The sequence below is a fragment of the Mesoflavibacter profundi genome, assembly GCF_014764305.1.
Classification (GTDB): domain Bacteria; phylum Bacteroidota; class Bacteroidia; order Flavobacteriales; family Flavobacteriaceae; genus Mesoflavibacter; species Mesoflavibacter profundi.
This window is the reverse complement of sequence record NZ_CP061703.1, coordinates 1779223-1801458: the sequence shown is the minus strand read 5'-3', so window position 1 is coordinate 1801458 and position 22236 is coordinate 1779223. Positions and strand designations below refer to the sequence as shown.

20 protein-coding genes are annotated in these 22236 nt (G+C 32.2%); 10 read left to right on the top strand and 10 right to left on the bottom strand.

All coding sequences use genetic code 11. The annotated features are described in order from the left end of the window. Positions 1-49 precede the first annotated feature (49 nt). On the bottom strand, positions 50-1957 hold the full coding sequence (locus IFB02_RS08020) for an ABC-F family ATP-binding cassette domain-containing protein (protein WP_191072619.1): 1908 nt from the start codon (positions 1955-1957) through the stop codon (positions 50-52). Positions 1958-2040: 83 nt separating this feature from the next. Here IFB02_RS08020 and IFB02_RS08015 point away from each other — a divergent pair, with 83 nt between their 5' ends. Next, positions 2041-2424 (top strand): DUF983 domain-containing protein, encoded by a 384-nt coding sequence (locus IFB02_RS08015; RefSeq protein WP_191072618.1) that lies wholly within the window; start codon positions 2041-2043, stop codon positions 2422-2424. Positions 2425-2434: 10 nt separating this feature from the next. On the opposite strand, the gene IFB02_RS08010 is transcribed toward IFB02_RS08015, so the two are convergent. The 7 genes from IFB02_RS08010 to topA all read right to left on the bottom strand — a co-directional run bounded on the left by IFB02_RS08010 (position 2435) and on the right by topA (position 11994). After that, entirely contained in the window at positions 2435-3517 is a 1083-nt protein-coding gene (locus IFB02_RS08010) for an NAD(P)/FAD-dependent oxidoreductase (RefSeq protein ID WP_317173453.1), read from the bottom strand. Between the two features lie 37 nt (positions 3518-3554). Next, positions 3555-4454, bottom strand: a complete 900-nt coding sequence (gene porN / locus IFB02_RS08005; RefSeq protein ID WP_106687794.1) for a type IX secretion system ring subunit PorN/GldN — start codon at positions 4452-4454, stop codon at positions 3555-3557. Between the two features lie 32 nt (positions 4455-4486). Next, complete coding sequence (gene porM / locus IFB02_RS08000) at positions 4487-6049, bottom strand: type IX secretion system motor protein PorM/GldM (protein WP_106687795.1); 1563 nt, start codon at positions 6047-6049, stop codon at positions 4487-4489. Positions 6050-6096: 47 nt separating this feature from the next. Next, positions 6097-6732, bottom strand: a complete 636-nt coding sequence (gene porL, locus IFB02_RS07995) for a type IX secretion system motor protein PorL/GldL (protein WP_191072616.1) — start codon at positions 6730-6732, stop codon at positions 6097-6099. A 61-nt stretch (positions 6733-6793) separates the two neighbouring features. Next, the gene (gene porK, locus IFB02_RS07990) at positions 6794-8155 is read right to left on the bottom strand and encodes a T9SS ring complex lipoprotein PorK/GldK (RefSeq protein ID WP_444704419.1); all 1362 of its coding nucleotides are present in this window, start codon (positions 8153-8155) and stop codon (positions 6794-6796) included. 167 nt (positions 8156-8322) lie between these two features. Then, positions 8323-9489 carry a formimidoylglutamase gene (locus tag IFB02_RS07985; RefSeq protein ID WP_106687798.1) on the bottom strand — a complete coding sequence of 389 codons (1167 nt, stop codon included), beginning with the start codon at positions 9487-9489 and terminating at the stop codon, positions 8323-8325. A 3-nt stretch (positions 9490-9492) separates the two neighbouring features. Next, a complete protein-coding gene (gene topA, locus IFB02_RS07980) occupies positions 9493-11994 on the bottom strand; it encodes a type I DNA topoisomerase (RefSeq protein WP_191072615.1) in 2502 nt (833 codons plus the stop codon). 154 nt (positions 11995-12148) lie between these two features. Between topA and miaB the strand changes: the two genes are divergently transcribed. The 7 genes from miaB (at position 12149) to groL (ending at position 18800) form a co-directional block, all read left to right on the top strand. Next, positions 12149-13594, top strand: coding sequence for a tRNA (N6-isopentenyl adenosine(37)-C2)-methylthiotransferase MiaB (gene miaB, locus IFB02_RS07975; RefSeq protein ID WP_191072614.1), 1446 nt, complete (start codon positions 12149-12151; stop codon positions 13592-13594). A 12-nt stretch (positions 13595-13606) separates the two neighbouring features. Next, positions 13607-14869: a sigma-54 interaction domain-containing protein gene (locus IFB02_RS07970; RefSeq protein ID WP_106687801.1), complete on the top strand. Its 1263-nt coding sequence runs from the start codon at positions 13607-13609 to the stop codon at positions 14867-14869. 26 nt (positions 14870-14895) lie between these two features. Beyond that, complete coding sequence (locus IFB02_RS07965) at positions 14896-15399, top strand: LptE family protein (protein ID WP_106687802.1); 504 nt, start codon at positions 14896-14898, stop codon at positions 15397-15399. A gap of 2 nt (positions 15400-15401) precedes the next feature. Continuing rightward, on the top strand, positions 15402-16304 hold the full coding sequence (locus IFB02_RS07960; protein ID WP_106687803.1) for a hypothetical protein: 903 nt from the start codon (positions 15402-15404) through the stop codon (positions 16302-16304). Between the two features lie 12 nt (positions 16305-16316). Beyond that, positions 16317-16670 (top strand): preprotein translocase subunit SecG, encoded by a 354-nt coding sequence (secG, locus tag IFB02_RS07955; RefSeq protein WP_106687804.1) that lies wholly within the window; start codon positions 16317-16319, stop codon positions 16668-16670. A 142-nt stretch (positions 16671-16812) separates the two neighbouring features. Continuing rightward, complete coding sequence (locus tag IFB02_RS07950) at positions 16813-17091, top strand: co-chaperone GroES (RefSeq protein WP_106687805.1); 279 nt, start codon at positions 16813-16815, stop codon at positions 17089-17091. Between the two features lie 74 nt (positions 17092-17165). Then, positions 17166-18800 carry a chaperonin GroEL gene (gene groL / locus IFB02_RS07945; RefSeq protein WP_106687806.1) on the top strand — a complete coding sequence of 545 codons (1635 nt, stop codon included), beginning with the start codon at positions 17166-17168 and terminating at the stop codon, positions 18798-18800. Between the two features lie 52 nt (positions 18801-18852). Here the strand turns inward: groL and IFB02_RS07940 are convergent, their stop codons facing one another. Then, the gene (locus IFB02_RS07940; protein WP_106687807.1) at positions 18853-19281 is read right to left on the bottom strand and encodes an exosortase F system-associated membrane protein; all 429 of its coding nucleotides are present in this window, start codon (positions 19279-19281) and stop codon (positions 18853-18855) included. Next, positions 19271-19819: an exosortase family protein XrtF gene (gene xrtF / locus IFB02_RS07935; protein ID WP_305055241.1), complete on the bottom strand. Its 549-nt coding sequence runs from the start codon at positions 19817-19819 to the stop codon at positions 19271-19273. Before xrtF ends, IFB02_RS07940 begins: the two co-directional genes overlap by 11 nt. Before the next feature lie 83 nt (positions 19820-19902). On the opposite strand from xrtF, the gene IFB02_RS07930 reads away from it, so the two are divergent. Further along, entirely contained in the window at positions 19903-20358 is a 456-nt protein-coding gene (locus IFB02_RS07930; protein ID WP_106687809.1) for a GAF domain-containing protein, read from the top strand. A gap of 155 nt (positions 20359-20513) precedes the next feature. Beyond that, the gene (gene purH, locus IFB02_RS07925; protein WP_106687810.1) at positions 20514-22043 is read left to right on the top strand and encodes a bifunctional phosphoribosylaminoimidazolecarboxamide formyltransferase/IMP cyclohydrolase; all 1530 of its coding nucleotides are present in this window, start codon (positions 20514-20516) and stop codon (positions 22041-22043) included. Positions 22044-22236 lie beyond the last annotated feature (193 nt).

Here is a 22236-nt window from a genome sequence, read left to right as displayed (position 1 = left end):
ACTAACTTTTAGTTTAACGTTAATTTCTTAAAATAATCTTAAAACCGACTTATTCTAAGGTTTCTATCTGAATGGTAATAGCTTCCCAATCTTCCATTAATTGCGCTAATTGATCCTTTTTTTGTTGGTATTTATCAAAAAAATTAGGTTGATTTACTACTTCGTCATAATTAGTAGCTAAGTCTACATCTATCTCTTTTATTTCTTTTTCAAGTTGGTTAATTTTTGCTTCTGTATTACTTAGCTTGTTATTTAAAGACTTTAGCTTTTTTTGTTCTTCGTAAGACTTTTTATTACTGTCTTTTGGTAAATCCTTTTCAATTGTACGCTTCTCTACTTCTCGTAGGTTCTCTACATTTCTTTGTTCTAAATAAAAATCTATATCGCCAAGATATTCTTTTATGTTTCCGTCTTTAAACTCGAAAACTGTATTGGTTAAACCTTGTAAAAAATCTCTATCATGCGACACAAGAATTAACGTGCCTTCAAAGCGTTTTAAAGCATCTTTTAGTACATTTTTAGACTTTATGTCTAAGTGATTGGTAGGCTCGTCCATTACTAACACGTTAAATGGTTGAAGCATAAGTTTTGCTAGCGCTAACCTATTACGCTCGCCACCAGAAAGTACTCTTACATACTTATCTACTTCTTCACCTCTAAATAGAAAAGACCCTAAAATATCACGCACTTTACTTCTGTTGGTTTCGTTAGCTGCGTCTATCATAGTATCTAAAACAGTCTTACTACCATCAAGATATTCGGCTTGATTTTGAGCAAAATATCCTATTTGAACATTGTGTCCTATTTTAAGATTACCGTCGTGCTTTAAATCGCCAACAATTATTTTTGCTAATGTTGATTTTCCTTGACCATTTTGACCAACAAAAGCGGTTTTTACATCACGTTCTATCAATAAATTTACCGATGTTAATACTTGCTTTTTATCGTAGTTTTTAGAGACATCATTTGCTTCTACCACAACTTTTCCTGGTGTTATAGAAACTGGAAAATTTAAAGTCATTACGCTATTATCGTCTTCATCAACTTCGATTATATCCATACGATCTAGCTTTTTTATTAACGATTGCGCCATAGTTGCTTTACTGGCTTTTGCACGAAATTTTTCTATTAACTTTTCGGTTTGCTCTATTTGCTTTTGCTGATTTTTTTGTGCTGCTAATTGTTGTTCTTTTATTTCTTGACGCAACACTAAATATTTGGAGTATGGTTTAGGATAGTCGTAAATTCTACCTAGTGAAATTTCTATAGTACGATTAGTTACATTGTCCAAAAACATTTTATCATGAGAGACTATAACTACTGCGCCAGAATAATTATTTAAAAATCCTTCTAACCAGATTATAGATTCTATATCCAAATGGTTTGTTGGCTCATCTAACAATAAAATATCGTTGTTTTGTAATAAAAGCTTTGCCAATTCTATACGCATACGCCAACCACCAGAAAATGTATCTGTTAGTTTATCAAAATCTTCGCGCTTAAATCCTAATCCTTGTAAAATCTTTTCGGTTTCACCTTGATAATTATATCCACCTAAAATTTCGTATTGATGTTGTACATCATTAAGCGAGATCATTAAATCATTATAACTTTCAGACTCGTAATCTGTACGTTCTGCAAGTTGAGTATTTATAGAAAGCATTTTAGCTTCTAGCTCTTTAATTTCGGTAAAAGCTTGGTAAGATTCTTCTAATACTGTTCTACCAAAAACAAAGTCTATATCTTGTTTTAAAAAGCCTATTTTTAAATCTTTATCTGCTGCAATTTGACCGGAATCTGGCTCCATTTCTTTAGAAAGAATTTTAAGCATTGTAGATTTTCCTGCTCCGTTTTTACCAATAAGCCCAACTCTATCACCGCCATTTAGTTTAAATGTTATTTCTTCAAAAAGATATTCTCCTTGAAACGAAATTGATAAATTATGTATGTTAAGCATAGATTTGTGACTTTTGTTACTTATAATCTTCTAAAGAAGCTTTAATTTTGTGGTATTAAACTTTGCAAAAGTACACAAATATTATGTTTAAAAAAGGTTCTAAAATATACTCTATAGTAACTGGTGCTTGTCCTAAATGTCAAGAAGAATGTATGTACGAAGATTCTAATCCTTATAACATCACAAAACTATTTAGCATGCATGAACGTTGCAGTAATTGTAATACAAAATACAAGATAGAACCTTCGTTTTTTTACGGTGCCATGTATGTTAGTTATGCTGTTGGTATAGCTTTTGGTGTTGCCGCTTTTCTAATTAGCTATTTATTTTTAGGAAGCACCTTAAAAACAGCTTTTATAGCTATAGTTGGCGCTCTAATTTTATTTTACCCTGTAATTGTTAGACTTTCTAGAAATATTTGGATTAATATTTTTATGAGTTACGATAAAAGTCTTGCCAAAAAATAAGTTGGCTGTTTTAATTTAGGAAGCGATCTATATTGATTTCGGTATCTAAACTAATACCTTTTTCTATAAAGTTATACAATTGATTAGCTATATAAGGACCAATCATAACACCTCGTGTTCCTAAACCATTTAGTACAAACATATTTTTATACTTTGGATGTGATCCAACTAAAGGTCTTCTATCTTTAACTGTTGGTCGAATACCTGCTACTTGATCTATAACTTCAAAATCACATTTGATAAAGGTTTTAAGCTTATTTAAAAGCTCTTCTTTAGCTTTATTTGTTGTTTTGTTGGTTTTGTCTACCCATTCGTAAGTAGCGCCTACAACGTAAATATCTTCTTTTTGAGGTATGATAAAAGCGCTAGATTTTAATACATAATCTAAATCTAATTGTGGAGCTTTTATAGTAATTAATTCACCTTTTGTTCCATTTAAAGGTAAGTTTTTAAAAAAGGGATTTTGCTTTAATCCAAATCCTTCTGCAAATACAATATATTTTGCTTGAATATGTTGATATTGAATTGAATGTTCTGAAAAGACTAAATCTTCATGTTTAAAAGACGTATTTATAAATTGATTGTTAGATGTCAATTCATTAATATAACTATCAATTAATACTTTTGTATCTATTCGGCCAGTTTCTAATACTTCACCTAACTTAAAATTAGCATCGATAGAAGGATTTTGATTATCTATTAACGTTGTACATAAAAAAGGTTTTAAACCGTCTTTATCTGAAGCCTCAAACCAATTATTTTGTTCTTCTAAAGATGTAAATCTACGCCTAACAGGTATTTTATAATCGATTTTTGTTTGTAATCTGTTTTGAATAGTATTATAGATTGGTAGGGCCAATTTTAATTGTTCTTGACTTTTCCATACTTTAGAAAATCGTTTTAATACAACTGGATTATATAATCCACCTGCTACTACAGAAGATTTTTGGCTTTTATCATCAAATACAATAAAAGATTTATTATTAATCTTTAACTGCTCGCAAAAAGCAATACCTGCTAATCCGCATCCAACTATAATGTAATCTATATTCATAACTACAAAGGTAAGTAATGGGTATAAAAAAACGCTCACTTATTTAGTGAGCGTTTTAATAATTTATAGTGACTTATTAGTAAGACCACATGTCTAACTCAAAGTTTCTAATTTTTTCTTTAATTCTTTCAGATTCTAAAAGTTGCATTAATGCGTTTTCTGCAATATACTCTTTTACTTCTCTATCTCCGTAAACGTTTTCTTCTTTATAGATTACACCGTTAAATCGTCTAGAGTTTAAAATATGATCAAAAGAGAAAGGCATTGCACTATTTTTGGTATTGAATGCTTTTGCTTCGTGTAAGACATCTCTTGCATCTGGATAAAAAATCCAGAATAAAGGAATTGGTTCGTTGTTAGCTTCATCGTTAGAATCGATAAAGTTAACGTCTGGAGCAGCTGGCGCTAAAGCAAGAATACGATATTTTAATTCACCTTGACGTTTGTCAAAATACCATAACCCTTTAATTAAGTAGGCAGATACATTATAAGAAGAAATAGTTCTTGTAATGATATATTCTGGATCTACATAACCATCTGCGTTTAATTGATCGTAACCAATATCCATTGTATCTACAGAAGTTCTAATTTGATCTAGTTCTTTTTGAGTACGTTTTCCAGTAAAATAAGAATCGCTATAAACGTCTGTAATTTTACCTTGATCTACTGCTTTTGTTAACACATCAAATAAAGAACGTCTATCACTTCCAATATTATTAGTATCTACTGGATAGTATAATGGAAAGTTTACACGCTCATCTAAAACCACTTTTTCCCAAGTCATTTTAGCAAACATAATATCTCTATCATCAACGTAACCGTATTCTAATGGTTTGTCGTTATCTAAAGCTTTTTGCTCTTCTGTTCTTACTCCAATCTCTTCTGGATCTTTTGCATTAAGAATGTTAGCTTGAGCATTTAACTGAGCTGTAAATGCTACTCCAAATACGATTGCTAATAAAGATTTATAATTCATCTGAAATTTTTTAAATAGTTAATCAAATATGATTAGTTAGCTAGTTCTATTACAATTGGACTAGCTGGTTTGATATTAACACTAGAGTTTGCTTTAGATTTAATATCGAAAATTTGTACAGCATCACCACGCTTAGCTTTTCTTAAAGCTGCTTTAGCTTGACCGTTTAACTTACTACCAGAAACTCTTACTGTAGCTTGACCTGGTACTTTAAATTTAAATCCTGTTACGTTTAATGGTAAATCAAAATCAAAATCTTCTAACTCTGCTTTAACTGTACCAATTTCTACGTTGTTTCTTGGTAAAGTCCCAGAAGGTAGACCAGCTATTTTACCAGTTGGCTTTGGAATATCTTTAATTCTAAACGTTTTACTATCTCTTGCTGCAGAACCATCGTCTAAAGTAGCAGTTACGTTAATAGTAACTTCTTTACCAGAACCTGGATTCATAATGTATTTTCCAACGCCACCAGCTTTCTTTAAACCAGAAGCAGATGCATTAACTTTATTGTCTGGTACACCAGCAAAAGAAATTGTCATTGGGTTAGGAACACCACGATAAACAACATTCATTTTATCTGCAGAAATAGTAGCAGAGTTTGGTCTTGGAACTACTACATAGTTACCTTGAATATCAATTTCTAAAGGTTTACCATCTTCTAAGAACGTAAATTTACCTTTAATATCATGCTCACCAACATTTCCAACATTGAAATCTAATCTTGCTGCTCCTGTTGAATCAATTGCATTTGTTAAATCAATTTCTTTACCAGCAACTGTCATTTTAGTAGGTACAACGTTAGCATATTTACCTAATACTACACGACCTTGGAATTTTTCTCCAGCAAAGAATGCAGATTTATCTGCTAATACAATAGCTTGATAATTTTTTAATGATGTAGCATCACTAACTAAGTTTCCTAAAAATCCGTTATAGATATTAGTTTCAGTAGCTTTAATATCATTTTGCATTGCTGTTAACTTAGTGTAAGATGCAATTGCAGGGAAACCTTGGAAATGGTAGTTTAACCAATCAATTTTCTTTCCGTCATTATTTTCTACTTTACTAGTACTAAAGCGCTCTTCAAAACTAGTAATAACTGGCTGCCATTTACCTTCGTTTGGTAAGACAGCTTTGATATCTGACTTGTATTTTTCGATTCTGTCAATTATTTCTTGACCTCTTTTAGTTAATTTATCTCCAGAGAACCAATACTCATCTAATTTGTCACCTTTATCCATTTCTTCGTAAGGTAACACACCGTTTTCTAACTCGTATCCTCCTAATTTTACAATATCATTAGATTTTACACCATCTAAAAACTTGTAAAATTCGTCAGAAATAATACTAATTTGTTTAGCCTTTTCATTAGGTGCAGCAAATTGCTCAGGTTTTTCTTCAGCTTGAGTTTCTAATTGCTTTAAAATACCTTCATTTGAATTTGCAGCTAATGTATTAGCTCTATCAAATTTTTGATCCATTAACCCAAATGCAGATAGTACTTCTTTCGACATTGTCATTGCAATCATCGCGATGAATACTAAATACATCAAGTTAATCATTTTCTGCCTTGCAGATAATTTTCCTCCTGCCATTTCTAATTAGTTTTTTTAATTAATAAATTCTAGTTAATAATTACTAATTAGTTTTTAGACATTGCAGATAACATACCACCATAAACACCATTTAAAGATGAAAGGTTAGATGCTAAAGATTGCATTTGCTCTTTTAATTTAGCAGCATTTTCAACTGTTTCTTCGTTGATAGAAGCTTGACGGCTTGCAGCTTCCATTTGCACTTTATATAAACTGTTTAATGACTCCATTTGTGCAGCAGCTAATGACATTTCTTCACCATACTTTTTTGTTGCAGCAACTGAATCTACAGTAGGTGCTATACCTTTAGCAGCACCTTCGAAGTTTTTAATGCTTTCTCCTAAGCTAGCCATTAATTCACCATCGATCTTAGCTTCTTTTAATAAGTTATCTAATTTTTTAGATAATAATCCTTCAGCATCTTTTGGCTCTTCTTTTGTAGCTTTTTTACCAGTAGATTGTCCTCCTGCTAATTCTGGATAAACTAAAGACCAGTCTAATTCTGCTTGAGACTTTTCAAATGCAGAAATAGTAAATACTACTGCTTCTACGATCATACCTATTGTTAAGATTAAAGAACCGTAAGGCCAGTGTTGAATTTTGAATAATGCTCCAATAATTACAATTGCAGCTCCTAGTCCGTAGACCATATTCATTGTTGAGATTTTTCCTTTTTGTGCCATAATTTCTAAGTTTTAGTTTTTCTACGTTGTGTAGGTTGTTATAATTTAGTTAAGTTTTTTATTAATTTCTTGCGTTTGCTGTTACATCTGTGCCCATGTAATCTTGTACTGTTCTAAACCCAATATATGATCTAGCTGAATCTGCATACTCGTAATCTCTTGAACTTACTTGTAAGAAATAAGCAACATCTTTCCAAGATCCACCTCTTACAACTTTACGTTTGTTATTAGGATCATTAACACTTGGATTTATTGTTGAAGCAAACTCGTATGATCCTGGATCGTAAGATGAATCTACCCATTCTGACACGTTACCTGCCATGTTGTATAAGTTAAAGTCATTAGGTTCGAAAGCGTCAGCTTCTACAGTATATAATGCTTGGTCTGCTGCGTAATCACCTCTTAAAGGTTTGAAGTTTGCCATAAAACAACCTCTGTCATTTTTAGCATATGGTCCTCCCCAAGGAAATGTTGCTGCTTGTAAACCACCTCTTGCTGCATATTCCCATTGTGCTTCAGATGGTAATCTGTATCTTCCTACAAAATGCTTACCTCTTCTTTTTCTTTCTGCATTATGGTATAAAGTTCTCCACTCACAAAATGCTTTTGCTTGTTTCCAAGATACTCCTACAACTGGGTAATCGCTGTAAGCATCGTGCCAGAAATAATCATTATGCATTGGCTCGTTATAAGAATACGCGAAATCTCTAATCCATACCGTTGTATCTGGATAAATCTCTACCTCTTCTTTAACGATAACGTCTTTACGTCTTAAATTTTTATTTTTTGCAGCTTTTGCAATATCCATGTAAGAGTATTGGAATTTAAACTTAGTTACATCCCAAGTACGTTGACCATTGTAAGACTCTTCTAAAGGTAAATACATAGTATCCATTACTTCTACGTAGTATTCATCTGGATATTCAGCTGTATCAAAAATTAAGTCAATATCATGATTTAGCTTTCTACCTTCGTAACCAGTTTCTCCTAAACCACTATAATTATCAATCATGTACTGTTCGTATGGTGTAAGTTCTCCTTCTTCTGCATCTTTAAATGCAAAGTCACCAATACCTCCATCTCCTGGAGTTGCTCCTACCTCATCTGCTAAGATTGCTAATTTTGTACGTATAGTTGAATCTCTTACCCATTCTACGAATTGGCGATATTCACTATTTGTAATCTCTGTTTCATCCATGTAATATGATGCTACAGTTACTGTTTTAGCTGGCGCGTCTTGAATACCTGCTAAATCGTCGTCGGCTTTACCCATAATAAAAGCTCCACCTGGTATTAATGTCATACCATATGGCTTTTCAGGATGCCATTTTTTTCCTTTAACACCAACTAGCTGTCCTTTGTCTTTTGATCCACAACTTGCTAATAGTGCGAAAACCGCTGTTAGTAATACAAACTTCTTCATATTCATAGAAAACTCGAGGTTAATTTTATACGCTTAAAATTTTAAGAGCGTAAACATATTTATATATTTTTTAAAAAACAACTATTTACTGAAAAAATATCGCTCTTAATCGTACAAATTTAACATTTAAACGATAAGAAATGACACTTAATCCGATTTTTATTCCATTAGACGCTATTTTTGTGATATGCCTTATACCAACGCTCTGGTATTTTATCGTTGCAAGCATCTAAATAATCTTGATGCGTGCATGGTAATAACGTATGCTTTTTTAATTTATTATTAACATTTGATAAAAATGGAATTTCTATCCACCATCTCCCAGATTTAATACTTTTATAAAAGATTAACTCATGTGAGTCTGCTAAGGTAATAAATTTTTGATGACTATTACCATCTGAAAAGTCATCATCTTTTACTCTATAATTAACTCCTTCTATAAAGTACCAGATCATTTGAGAAATTAACATAGATGTTATTTCGTCATCTTGCGACGGTTTATATTCGTAAATCCCAAAAGATGACACTTTATTACTTATTCCTGCATATCTTGCTACTGCACAGATTTCTTTACCATCTAAACCGTTAGGAGATACTTTTTGTTTTAAACTTACTTCTGCTGCTTTTAAAACACCTAAATCTACAGACACTATATTAGCATCTCGTACAACTGGCTCTACCAAAGTAATATCATTAGAGACTTCACCTAATCTATAAGATTCAAAATGAAGCCTTTCCATTAGATCTATTTCTTCTTGACTATTAAAATAGGTTTGATAGCCTATTGTTGAGTAATTAAATAAATTGTAAGGTTCGTCTAATATAATTTTACCTACAAAGCTATTATTCTTTATAGGTTTAGATGAATCGCCAAGATCAAATGCTCTGTCTACATTTACAACATTTACCATTGGCATTAGACTATCGTAAGCGCGATAGTTTGCATAAGTTAAATCTTGACTACCACCTAATATAATAGGTATAATACGTCTTTGAATTAATATAGCCAGTGTTTCCTTTAAAGCAAAATAAGTATCTTCTACTGTTTCACCTTTTTGTATATCGCCTAAGTCTGCAATTACAGTTGTCCAACTTCCAGGATATAATGTATATAGTGATTTTCTAATTTCATTTAAATTAAAAGTTTCACCTATATAATTTACATCATTTCGGTTTTCTAAAACACCTAAAATTGCAACTTTAACATGCTCTAAATCTGGTATTCCTTCTGCTTCGGAATGAATTTTAATTTTTCTCCCCAAACTTAAAGGCGCTAACAATTGATTATGCGCTAATACTGAATCTGAGACAGGAGACAAAAAATTAAAATTCATTGGTTATTTCTTTTTTGCGGTAGTTTTTTTAGTTGACTTCTTTTTTGTTGTTTTTTTCTTTGGTGCATTTTTTTCTATCAATGCTTGCACATCTTCCAAAGTTAAAGCTTTAGCATCTACAGTCTTTGGTAATTCTATTTTTGTTTTACCTTTAATAATATTGTGTCTTCCCCAACGAGCTTTTTCTACACGAATGCCTTCTTCTTCCCAGTTATGAACCACTTTATCGATTTCTTTTTGAATTTTCTCATCAATTAGTGTTTCAATATCTTCTGTGGTTAAGTTATCCCAATCGTATTTTTTATTGACGTTTATAAACATACCATCCCATTTTATAAATGGTCCAAAACGTCCTTTTCCTTTGGTTACATCTTTACCTTTATAAGTATATATTGGCGCATCTGCTTTTTCTTTTTCTTTAATTAGCTCTACAGCATCATCAAGCTCTACACTTAACGGATCTTGTCCTGCAGCTAACGAAATATATTTTTTTCCGTGTTTAACATACGGTCCAAAACGACCATTGTTTACTTCTACAGCTTCACCTTTATATTCTCCTAAAGACTTTGGCAACTTAAATAAATCCATTGCCTCTTCAAATGTAATTGTATTAAGTTGTTGATCTGGACTTAGGCTAGCAAAGGTTGGTTTTTCTTCGTCATCTACAGTTCCCATTTGTACCATTGGTCCAAACTTACCTAAACGCACACTTACTTGCTTTCCTGTTTTTGGATCTTCTCCTAGAATACGTTCTCCGGATTCTCTATCTGCATTTTCTTTAACGTCTTCTACTACTGGATGAAATTTTTTGTAAAAAGATTTCATCATTTTTTTCCAGTCTTCCTTTCCTTCTGCTATATCGTCAAACTGATCTTCTACTTTTGCTGTAAAATTGTAATCCAAGATACTTTCGAAGTGGTTTACCAAAAAGTCGGTGACAATCATACCTATATCTGTTGGTACTAATTTTCCTTTATCAGAACCTACTTTTTCGGTTAGCTTTTTGTCTTCAACTTTTCCTGCTGCTAAAGTTAATTGCGTGTATTCTCTTTCTACGCCTTCAACGGTTCCTTTTTCAATATAATTTCTATTTTGAATGGTTGAAATAGTAGGCGCATAAGTAGATGGACGACCAATACCAAGTTCTTCTAACTTCTTAACTAAAGAAGCTTCTGTGTAACGGTATGGCGGACGCGTGTAACGCTCGGTTGCAGTAATATAATTATTTAACAAGGTTTCGTTTACCTTCATTGCAGGCAACATACCATCTTGTTCTGTATCTTCATCATCTGTACCTTCTAAATAGACTTTTAAAAACCCTTCAAATTTTATTACTTCACCATTTGCAGTAAAGGTTTCGTCATGAGTATTTGCTTCTATTTTTACATTTGTACGCTCTAATTGCGCTTCACTCATTTGTGATGCAATAGCACGCTTCCAGATTAACTCGTATAAACGCGCTTGATCACGATCTATATTTACACTATGTCTTGAAAAATCTGTTGGTCGTATCGCTTCGTGAGCTTCTTGCGCACCTTTAGTTTTTCCTGTAAAATTTCTTTCTTTACTATATTCTTTACCGTAAGCAGTTATAATTTCTTTTTCTGCTCCTTTTCTTGCTTCGTCAGATAAGTTTACACTATCTGTTCTCATGTAAGTAATTAAACCGGCTTCGTATAAACGTTGCGCCATAGTCATGGTTTTACTTACCGAAAAATATAATTTACGCGATGCTTCCTGTTGTAATGTAGATGTTGTAAATGGTGCTGCAGGCGATTTTTTTGCTGGTTTTTTGGTTAAGTCGGCAACTTTAAAATTTGCAGTCGCATTTTTTTCTAAAAAGGCTAAAGCATCTTCTTTAGTCGAAAAAGTCTTAGGCAATTTTGCTTTAAAAGATTGTCCTTCTTCGTTAGAAAACTCGGCATCAATCCTGTAAGAGGCTTCTGGTTGAAATGCTTGAATTTCGCGCTCACGCTCTACGATTAATCGCACAGATACAGATTGCACACGACCAGCAGATAAACCACCTTTTACTTTTCGCCATAATACTGGAGATAGCTCGTAACCTACAATTCTATCTAACACACGTCTTGCTTGTTGTGCATCTACTAAATCGTAATCTATTTTACGCGGATTTTCAACTGCTTTCATTATTGCAGCTTTTGTAATCTCATGAAAAACAATACGTTTAGTTTTTTCTTTATCCAAACCTAAGGTTTCGGCAAGATGCCAAGCAATAGCTTCTCCTTCACGATCCTCATCACTTGCTAACCAAACCATTTCGGCTTTTTTAGCTAAGTCTTTTAATTTTTTTACTACAGATTTTTTATCGGAAGACACTTGATATTTAGGTTCAAAATCGCCTTCCACATCAACACCTAACTCCTTAGAAGGTAAATCTGCAATATGCCCAAAACTAGACTCTACTTTAAAGTCTTTTCCTAGAAATTTTTCTATAGTTTTTGCTTTTGCTGGTGACTCTACTATTACTAAATTCTTCGCCATTCTTAGATTTTTGTGAGTGCAAAGGTAAATCAAAAAAAATTTATCTTCCTAATTTTATAACTTTTAGCATAATTTAACTAGCTGTCAGATTGTCATATTTTCAAATTAATCGTAACTTTGCATGCTTATTGAGAAGCAGTATTTTATATATACTATGGAAAAAACAATTGACGAAAACAAACAAGGTGAAACGCTAGTTATACCTTCTAAGAAAGAAAACAGTAAAAAACTATTTATTGAAAGTTACGGTTGTTCTATGAACTTTAGTGACAGTGAAATAGTAGCTTCTATTTTACAAAATGAAGGTTTTAACACTACGCAACATCTAGAAGATGCAGACTTGGTATTAGTCAACACTTGTTCTATACGTGACAAAGCCGAACAAACTGTTAGAAAACGTCTTGAAAAATATAATGCCGTAAAAAAGATAAATCCAAAAATGAAAGTTGGCGTTTTGGGTTGTATGGCAGAACGATTAAAAAGTAAATTTTTAGAAGAAGAAAAAATCGTAGACCTTGTTGTGGGTCCAGATGCTTATAAAGATTTACCTAATTTAATTGCAGAAGTAGACGAAGGTCGTGACGCAATAAACGTTATCTTATCTAAAGAAGAAACGTATGGCGACATTTCACCAGTTAGATTAAACAGTAATGGTGTAACTGCATTTGTAAGTATTACTCGTGGTTGTGATAATATGTGTACATTTTGCGTCGTACCTTTTACACGTGGTAGAGAACGTAGTCGTGATCCACAAAGTATTATTGAAGAAATTAATGATCTAGCTTTAAAAGGTTACAAAGAAATCACATTACTTGGACAAAACGTAGACAGTTACCTTTGGTATGGTGGCGGACTTAAAAAAGATTTTGACAAAGCTACCGATATGCAAAAGGCAACTGCAACAGATTTTGCCAAACTATTACAACTTTGTGCCGAAGCGCAACCAAAAATGCGAATCCGTTTTAGTACGTCTAATCCGCAAGACATGCATCTTGAAGTGATAAAAACTATGGCTAAATACGATAATATTTGTAATCATATACATTTACCTGTACAAAGCGGAAGTAATCGTATTTTAAAAGCTATGAATCGTTTACACACGCGTGAAGAGTATTTCACCTTAATAGATAACATAAGAGAAATTATTCCAAATTGCGCAATTAGTCAAGATATGATTGCAGGTTTTCCTACCGAAACTGAACAAGATCATCAAGACACATTAAGCTTAATGGAGTACGTAAAATACAATTTTGGGTATATGTTTACATATTCTGAAAGACCTGGTACACTTGCCGAAAGAAAGTTAGAAGACGATATTCCTGAAGATGTAAAAAGTAGAAGACTTGCCGAAATTATTGAACTTCAACTTAAACACAGCGCATTTAGAACACAACAGTTTTTAAACACAACCGTAGAAGTTTTAATCGAAAAAGAATCTAAAAAATCTAACCAACATTGGTCAGGAAGAACAGAACATAATATTGTAGCTGTTTTTCCTAAAGGCAATTATAATGTTGGCGATTTTGTTAATGTAAAAATAACAGACTGTACAAAAGCTACACTTATAGGAGAAGGTGTTGGCTTATCTAAAAATAACTAATACACCAATTAAATGGAATCAGTTCAATCAATAAAACAACGTTTCGGGATTATAGGTAATAGCGCAGGATTAAATCGCGCTATAGAAAAAGCTATACAAGTAGCGCCAACAGACATTTCTGTTTTAGTTACCGGAGAAAGTGGTGTTGGTAAAGAGAGTATTCCTAAAATAATTCATCAATTATCACATCGCAAACACGGTAAATATATTGCGGTAAACTGTGGTGCAATTCCAGAAGGAACAATAGATAGCGAGCTTTTTGGTCACGAAAAAGGTGCATTTACAGGAGCAACACAAACACGAAGTGGTTATTTTGAAGTTGCAGATGGCGGAACCATTTTTTTAGATGAAGTTGGTGAACTGCCACTTACCACGCAAGTTCGTTTATTACGTGTTTTAGAAAATGGAGAATTTATAAAAGTAGGATCAAGTAAAGTACAAAAAACCAATGTACGTATAGTAGCTGCAACTAATGTTAATATGTTTGAAGCTATTAAAAAAGAAAAATTTAGAGAAGATCTGTACTATAGGTTAAGTACGGTAGATATACATTTACCACCTTTAAGAGACAGACAGGAAGATATTCATATATTATTCAGAAAATTTGCTAGTGACTTCGCATTAAAATATAAAATGCCAACCGTTAAATTAACAGACGATGCTGTAAATATGTTGTTAAGATATCGCTGGAGCGGAAATATTAGACAATTACGTAACGTTGCAGAGCAAATATCTGTACTAGAGCAAAATCGTACCATTAGTGCACAAACTTTACAAACGTATTTACCATCAGGAACAACTAATCTTCCAGCTGTTGTTAACACTACAAAATCTGAAAGTGATTTTAGTAGCGAACGCGAAATTTTATACAAAGTGTTGTTTGATATGAAAGCCGATTTAAATGATTTAAAGAAGCTAACGATGGAGCTTATGAAAAGCGGAAACGCTAAAGATGTTCAAAAAAACAACGAAGGTCTTATTCAAAAAATATACGGAGAAAATGATAGCGATGCAGAGTTTGAAGAACAAGTACATGATTTAGAAATATTATCTATACCAGAAAATTCTCCAAATGTTTCATCTGCGTCATCCGAAGATAAATACCATTTTGCTGAAGAAATTGAAGAAGAAGAAACACTATCTTTACAAGACAAAGAATTAGAATTAATAAAAAAATCTTTAGAGCGACACAACGGTAAACGCAAGCTAGCTGCTGAAGAATTAGGAATTAGCGAACGCACATTATATAGAAAAATTAAACAATACGATTTGTAGAAATGCGTTTTACATAAAAAAATAAAATGAAAATTTTTAATTACATATACATCAGTTTTTTATCCTTATTATGTTTTGGATGTGGCATCTACTCTTTCACTGGAGCAGATACTGGAAACGCAGAGACTTTTCAAGTCAATTATTTTCAATACACTGCTAACCTAATAGAACCAGGTTTAGATAGAGATTTTACATTAGCTTTACAAGATTTAATCCAAAACCAAACAAATTTAAGTTTAGTAAATTCTAACGGAGATTTAGTTTTTGAAGGAGAAATTACAGAATATCGTATATCTCCAACAACAGCAACCGCAAACAGTACTGCAGCACAAAATAGGTTAACCATAGGCGTTAATGTTAGGTTTTACAACAAAGAAGATGAAGAAAAAGATTTTGAAAAATCATTTTCATTTTTTTATGATTATACAGGAAGCCAATTACTGTCAGGTACAACTAAAGAAACAGCTTTTCAAGAAATTTTTGAGCGTTTAACACAAGATATATTTAATGCATCGTTAGCCAATTGGTAATAATGACAATACAGGAATACATAAATATAGTCCAAAAACCACAAACAGTAAGCGAGGATCAAACTTTTGCTTTAAATCAAATCATTGAAGAATTTCCGTACTTTCAATCGGCTAGAGCAGTTCATTTAAAAGGACTTAAAAACAAAGAAAGTTTTAAGTACAATCAGGCTTTAAAAACAACAGCAGCTTACACTACAGACAGAAGTATTTTATTCGATTTTATTACATCAGACACATTTAATCAAAATGAAATTTCTGATTATATAAAACAAAACACAGCTTATATTAACGATTTACCAGTAACTGCAGAAGATATATCTGTAAACAAAAACACAAGTTTAGACGATAGTTTTTCTGCACAACTTCAAGAATTAAAAGACGTTATTAATCCGGATTTGTTTCAACCAAAACAAACTGAAGCAGACAGTAAATCTGAAACAGTTGATAGTAAACATGAAGATCAAACTCCGGAACAAATTCTTAATATTGGCAAACCATTACAATTTGATAAAACTGAAACTCATAGCTTTAACGAATGGTTGAAACTAACCACTTTTAAACCTATTGATAGAGAAATACCATCTACAAACAAAGAAATAGTAGACACTACTATTGAAGAAGAATCTGATAACGAACGAGACAAAAAATTTGATCTAATAGATAAATTTATAGCTAACAATCCTAAATTAGAACCAGCAAAATCTACAGCAAAAAAGCATAATTTAGCTAAAGAACGTATGATACAGCCAGAAGCTTTAATGACAGAAACTTTAGCAAGAATTTATGTAGAACAAAAAAATTATAAAAAAGCAATTCAATCTTATAAAATATTAAGTTTGAAATATCCAGAAAAAAGTGGTTTCTTTGCAGACCAAATTAAAGCAATACAAAAATTACAAGACTAAATTTATAATATAATGAATACATTTTTAATCTTCTTAATCCTAATAATTGTAGTAGCATTTTTGCTAGTAGTTGTAATTATGGTACAAAATCCAAAAGGTGGCGGATTAGCTTCTACGTTTGGTGGCGGAAGCAACCAACAATTAGGTGGAGTTAAAAAAACAACAGACTTTTTAGATAAAAGTACATGGACTTTAGCTGTTGTTTTATTAGCGTTAATTTTAACGTCTAGCTTAGCAATAGACAGAAACGGTGTTACATCAGAATCTAAAATCTTAGAGAATGACAATATCGATATTCCTGCAGCTACAACACCTTCTACAGATAACACATCTACTCCAGAAGACACAACAACTATTGGACAGTAAACAGTAGATTAATATAAATAACAAATGCCAACTTTTACAGTTGGCATTTTTGTTTTCTGCAAGTTTGTCAGTCTATTTTAGTTGGCACATTTTTGGTTTAATGCAAAGCATCATTATTAATAATTAATTAAAAATATTTACAATGAGTAATTTAAACATTAAACCATTAGCAGACCGTGTTCTAGTAGAACCACTTCCTGCCGAAACACAAACAGCATCTGGTTTATACATTCCAGATACAGCACAAGAAAAACAACATAAAGGAACTGTAGTAGCAGTTGGTAACGGTAAAAAAGATGAACCGTTAACTGTTAAAGTTGGTGACACTGTATTATATGGTAAATATTCTGGATCTGAAATCAAATTAGACGGAAAAGACTATTTAATGATGCGCGAAGACGACATCATGGCAATTATTTAAGAATATTCTAAACATAAAATTAAGGCTTAGAAAATTCATTATTAACAATTCCAAAAACTTAAAATTAAATAAAAATGGCAAAAGATATAAAATTTGATATTGAAGCTCGCGACGGATTAAAACGTGGTGTAGACGCTTTAGCAAATGCAGTAAAAGTAACGTTAGGACCAAAAGGACGTAACGTAACTATTAGTCGTTCATTTGGTGCACCAGTAGTAACAAAAGACGGTGTTAGTGTTGCTAAAGAAGTAGAATTAGAAGACGCTCTAGAAAATATGGGCGCACAAATGGTGAAAGAAGTTGCATCAAAAACCAACGATCTTGCTGGTGATGGAACAACTACTGCTACCGTTTTAGCGCAAGCTATTGTAAAAGAAGGATTAAAAAACGTAGCTGCTGGCGCAAATCCTATGGATTTAAAGCGTGGTATCGATAAAGCTGTAGAAGCAATTGTTACAGATTTAGGTAAGCAAGCTAAAGAAGTTGGAGATTCTTCAGAAAAAATTAAGCAAGTAGCTTCAATTTCTGCTAACAACGACGATGTTATCGGAGATTTAATTGCAAAAGCTTTTAATAAAGTAGGTAAAGAAGGTGTTATCACTGTAGAAGAAGCTAAAGGAACAGACACATACGTAGACGTTGTAGAAGGTATGCAATTTGACAGAGGTTACCTTTCTCCTTACTTCGTTACAGATAGCGAAAAAATGATTACAGATTTAGAAAATCCTTACATCCTGTTATACGATAAAAAAGTATCTACAATGAAGGATTTATTACCAGTTTTAGAGCCTGTTGCTCAATCTGGAAAACCTTTATTAATCATTGCAGAAGATGTAGATGGTGAAGCTTTAGCAACCTTAGTTGTAAACAAATTACGTGGTTCTTTAAAAATTGCTGCTGTAAAAGCACCAGGATTTGGAGATCGTCGTAAAGCAATGTTAGAAGATATCGCTATCCTAACTGGTGGTACTGTTGTTAGCGAAGAAAGAGGTTACACTTTAGAAAATACAACTCTTGACATGTTAGGTACTGCAGAACGTGTTACAATAGATAAAGACAATACAACAGTTGTAAATGGTTCTGGAGATAAAGACTTAATCAAAAACAGAGTTAACCAAATAAAAGCGCAAATTGAAACTACAACTAGCGACTACGACAAAGAAAAACTACAAGAGCGTTTAGCAAAATTAGCTGGCGGTGTTGCAGTACTTTATGTTGGTGCTGCTAGTGAAGTAGAAATGAAAGAAAAGAAAGATCGTGTTGATGATGCATTACATGCAACTCGCGCTGCTGTAGAAGAAGGTATTGTTGCTGGTGGTGGTGTTGCTTTAGTAAGAGCAAAATCTGTTTTAGAAAAAATTACAACAGATAATTTAGACGAAACTACAGGAATACAAATCGTAGCTAGAGCTATCGAAGCGCCTTTAAGAACTATTGTAGAAAACGCTGGCGGAGAAGGTAGCGTTGTGGTTGCAAAAGTCATTGAAGGTAAAAAAGACTTTGGTTATGATGCAAAATCTGATGCTTATGTAGACATGCTTAAAGCAGGAATTATAGATCCTAAAAAAGTAACTCGTGTAGCATTAGAAAATGCAGCATCTGTTTCTGGAATGATCTTAACTACCGAATGTGCTTTAATAGACATTAAAGAAGATACACCTGCTGCTATGCCAGGCGGAATGGGCGGAGGAATGCCAGGAATGATGTAATATCATCAAATAAATAATATAAAAAGCCACTTCTAAAATGAAGTGGCTTTTTTTATACTTTCAACCGTTGATAATAATAAGCTGGTAGTAACAACAACAATATTAAAGGCTGAATTAAAAAGCGTCTGATATTAAAAAACACGTAGTAATCTTCTTGTTTTGGATTTAGAACAAAATATAAAAAAAGAATAATTAGTATTAAATATGAAGCCGCGTATACAATTAAAGAAAATTTTACAATACTTTTATCTTTAAAAAACAGATATAAAATCGCGATAGAAATTACCGAATTTATTACATACCTTAAAGTTGTAAACGCTATTAATTTTGCGACTTCACGTCTTGGAGAATCTAAATACAAATAATCATTTTTAAAAAACACCAAATAAGGATCATAAAATAATTCCTTCTCATAAAACCGTATTAAAGCAAGAAGGCAAAATAAAATCCCAATCCAGATGTATTTAGTGTTAATTTTCATCTTTCACTTTATTATCAGAAAACCGTTTAACCCAAAACATCCAAAGTAAAAATACCATTCCGTATATCATTCCAGGAAAAATAACAGAATGTAACAATTCTTCTCGCCAAGGGTAATGGTATAAACCAATTGCTAAAACTACAATTCTAATTAAATTTACTGCGTAAATTAAAACTGCTCCAGAAAAAATATAAATAAAAGTAGGTTTAAACTTATCAGAAAAAGCAACAACAAAAGCAACAAACAAAATTATTACACTAGCGCCATTACAACCTTCAATCACTCTAGCTACGTACTTATTGTTGACTAACATTTTCATTGAAGGCTCATCTGGATGCGGCATCACTTTTGCTTCATAGCCTAATCCATTTAACAAGGTTTCAGATTGATGTGCAACTAAATTAGTTAGATAATCAGGAAAATATATACCAGACTTTGCAGCATTTAAATAATAACTGTAAGCAAAAGACATTATCCCATATACAGCTAAAAAAGTAAAAATAAATTTTACAACTGGTTTATATTTATTCAATAACACACTCAAATATTAACTTAGATTTATGTGAGAATACTGGCTGAAATTACACCTTTTTAAATACTTTTGCCAAAAAAAATAAGAAAATGAATTTTGAAGCGCTTAAACCTGAAATAGAAAACATAATTTCAAATTCGACTTTTTCTAAAGACGAAAAACTACTTAATATCTGTAAACTTCTAGAAACCAATATAGAATATTATAATTGGGTTGGATTTTACTTTAAAAACGGTGATAAAAACGAACTTAAATTAGGTCCTTATGTTGGTGAACCAACAGATCATACAATTATCCCATTTGGTAAAGGTATTTGTGGTCAAGTTGCAGTAAGTAACAAAAATTTTGTCGTTCCAGATGTGTCTGCACAAGACAACTATATCGCTTGTAGCATTACCGTAAAAGCTGAAATTGTAATTCCTATTTTTGTTAATGGCGAAAATATTGGACAAATAGACATTGACTCTAATACTCCAGATCCTTTTACAGAAGCAGACGAACGCTTTTTAGAATTTGTTTGTCAAAAAGTAGCCACCTTACTATAACACAACAAATCAACGACTTACAAAAAGCAACTATTAGTAATAGTTGCTTTTTTTCATGTTAACAACTTCTAGAATTTAGTTAAAAAAAGTACCGTAAATCAACTTGAAAAAATAACGAAATTCATTACATTTGATGGCTTATTAACACAACTATAATGAGCAACAAAACAATTAAATCTGCATTAATTTCAGTATTTAGCAAAGATGGTTTAGAGCCAATTGTTAAAGAACTTGACAAACAAGGTGTAACCATCTACTCTACTGGTGGCACAGAAAAATTCATTAAAGATTTAGGTATTAACGTCATTCCTGTAGAAGATGTAACATCTTACCCTTCTATTTTAGGTGGTCGCGTTAAAACATTACACCCAAAAGTATTTGGAGGTATTTTAAATCGTCAAAATCATGATGGCGATGTTAAAGAAATGAAAGACTTTGACATACCACAAATAGATGTTGTAATCGTAGACCTTTATCCGTTTGAAAAAACAGTAGCTTCTGGCGCTTCAAACCAAGATATTATTGAAAAAATTGATATTGGAGGAATTTCTTTAATACGTGCTGCTGCAAAAAATTATGCAGATGTTATTTGCGTTTCTTCTGTAGATGATTATGCTGAGTTTTTAGAGTTAATCACAGATAAAAAAGGAAACTTATCAGAAGAAGACCGTAAACGTTTTGCTGCAAAAGCATTTAACGTCTCATCGCATTATGACTCGGCAATCTTCAATTATTTCAATACCACTGAAAATATTCCAGCTTACAAATTAAGCGAAACTAAAGGTCAAGTTTTAAGATATGGCGAAAACCCGCATCAAGAAGGTTTCTTCTTTGGTGATTTTGACGCTATGTTTACCAAATTACATGGTAAAGAATTAAGTTACAACAACCTTTTAGACGTAGATGCTGCTGTAAATTTAATTAACGAATTTAAAGGCGAAGCGCCAACTTTTGCCATTTTAAAACACAATAATGCTTGTGGTTTTGCACAACGTAGCACCATAAAACAAGCTTACGCAGATGCATTGGCAGGAGATCCTGTTTCTGCTTTTGGAGGTATTTTAATTTCTAATGTTGAAATTGATGCAGACACTGCTACAGATATTCATAATTTATTCTGTGAAGTTGTAATTGCGCCTTCATTTTCAGAAGAAGCTTTAGAGATTTTAAAAGGAAAGAAAAACCGTATTCTTTTAATTTTAAAAGACACAGAATTATCGGCTAAAACTGTTAGAACGTGTTTAAACGGTGTTTTAGTTCAAGATAAAGACAATAAGACTGATGTTGTAGAAGATTTTACTTATGCTACAAACACAAAACCAACAGATGCCGAAATTGAAGATTTAATCTTCGCTTCAAAGATTTGTAAACACACAAAATCTAATACAATCGTATTAGTAAAAGACAAGCAACTTTGCGCTAGCGGAACTGGTCAAACTAGTCGTGTAGATGCCTTAAATCAAGCTATTCATAAAGCAACGTCTTTCAATTTTGATTTAAAAGGAAGCGTAATGGCAAGTGATGCTTTTTTCCCATTTCCTGACTGTGTAGAAATTGCAGGAAACGCAGGAATAAAAAGTGTTATTCAACCTGGCGGATCTATAAAAGATCAATTAAGTATTGATTATTGTAATGATAATAACATTTCAATGGTAATGACAGGAACACGCCATTTTAAGCATTAATTTCCATTTAAAATTTATACAAAAAGCTTCAGTGTTTTACTGAAGCTTTTTTTTATTCAAAAAACGTAAAACCAATAAAATAAAAGGTGAAAATTTTAGTTAGTTAAACAGGATTTTATATCTTAATAAAATTAAGTCATAACTATGCTCTTAAATTAAAAATATTTTAAGCATTTTTCTTACTTTTACGGCA

What these genes read in the sequence shown, in the direction of transcription:
- IFB02_RS08020 (WP_191072619.1), bottom strand. Translation starts at nt 1,957, where the DNA reads ATGCTTAACATACATAATTTATCAATTTCGTTTCAAGGAGAATATCTT.
- IFB02_RS08015 (WP_191072618.1), top strand. Translation starts at nt 2,041, where the DNA reads ATGTTTAAAAAAGGTTCTAAAATATACTCTATAGTAACTGGTGCTTGT.
- porN (WP_106687794.1), bottom strand. Translation starts at nt 4,454, where the DNA reads ATGAATTATAAATCTTTATTAGCAATCGTATTTGGAGTAGCATTTACA.
- porM (WP_106687795.1), bottom strand. Translation starts at nt 6,049, where the DNA reads ATGGCAGGAGGAAAATTATCTGCAAGGCAGAAAATGATTAACTTGATG.
- porL (WP_191072616.1), bottom strand. Translation starts at nt 6,732, where the DNA reads ATGGCACAAAAAGGAAAAATCTCAACAATGAATATGGTCTACGGACTA.
- porK (WP_444704419.1), bottom strand. Translation starts at nt 8,155, where the DNA reads ATGAAGAAGTTTGTATTACTAACAGCGGTTTTCGCACTATTAGCAAGT.
- IFB02_RS07985 (WP_106687798.1), bottom strand. Translation starts at nt 9,489, where the DNA reads ATGAATTTTAATTTTTTGTCTCCTGTCTCAGATTCAGTATTAGCGCAT.
- topA (WP_191072615.1), bottom strand. Translation starts at nt 11,994, where the DNA reads ATGGCGAAGAATTTAGTAATAGTAGAGTCACCAGCAAAAGCAAAAACT.
- miaB (WP_191072614.1), top strand. Translation starts at nt 12,149, where the DNA reads ATGGAAAAAACAATTGACGAAAACAAACAAGGTGAAACGCTAGTTATA.
- IFB02_RS07970 (WP_106687801.1), top strand. Translation starts at nt 13,607, where the DNA reads ATGGAATCAGTTCAATCAATAAAACAACGTTTCGGGATTATAGGTAAT.
- IFB02_RS07965 (WP_106687802.1), top strand. Translation starts at nt 14,896, where the DNA reads ATGAAAATTTTTAATTACATATACATCAGTTTTTTATCCTTATTATGT.
- IFB02_RS07960 (WP_106687803.1), top strand. Translation starts at nt 15,402, where the DNA reads ATGACAATACAGGAATACATAAATATAGTCCAAAAACCACAAACAGTA.
- secG (WP_106687804.1), top strand. Translation starts at nt 16,317, where the DNA reads ATGAATACATTTTTAATCTTCTTAATCCTAATAATTGTAGTAGCATTT.
- IFB02_RS07950 (WP_106687805.1), top strand. Translation starts at nt 16,813, where the DNA reads ATGAGTAATTTAAACATTAAACCATTAGCAGACCGTGTTCTAGTAGAA.
- groL (WP_106687806.1), top strand. Translation starts at nt 17,166, where the DNA reads ATGGCAAAAGATATAAAATTTGATATTGAAGCTCGCGACGGATTAAAA.
- IFB02_RS07940 (WP_106687807.1), bottom strand. Translation starts at nt 19,281, where the DNA reads ATGAAAATTAACACTAAATACATCTGGATTGGGATTTTATTTTGCCTT.
- IFB02_RS07930 (WP_106687809.1), top strand. Translation starts at nt 19,903, where the DNA reads ATGAATTTTGAAGCGCTTAAACCTGAAATAGAAAACATAATTTCAAAT.
- purH (WP_106687810.1), top strand. Translation starts at nt 20,514, where the DNA reads ATGAGCAACAAAACAATTAAATCTGCATTAATTTCAGTATTTAGCAAA.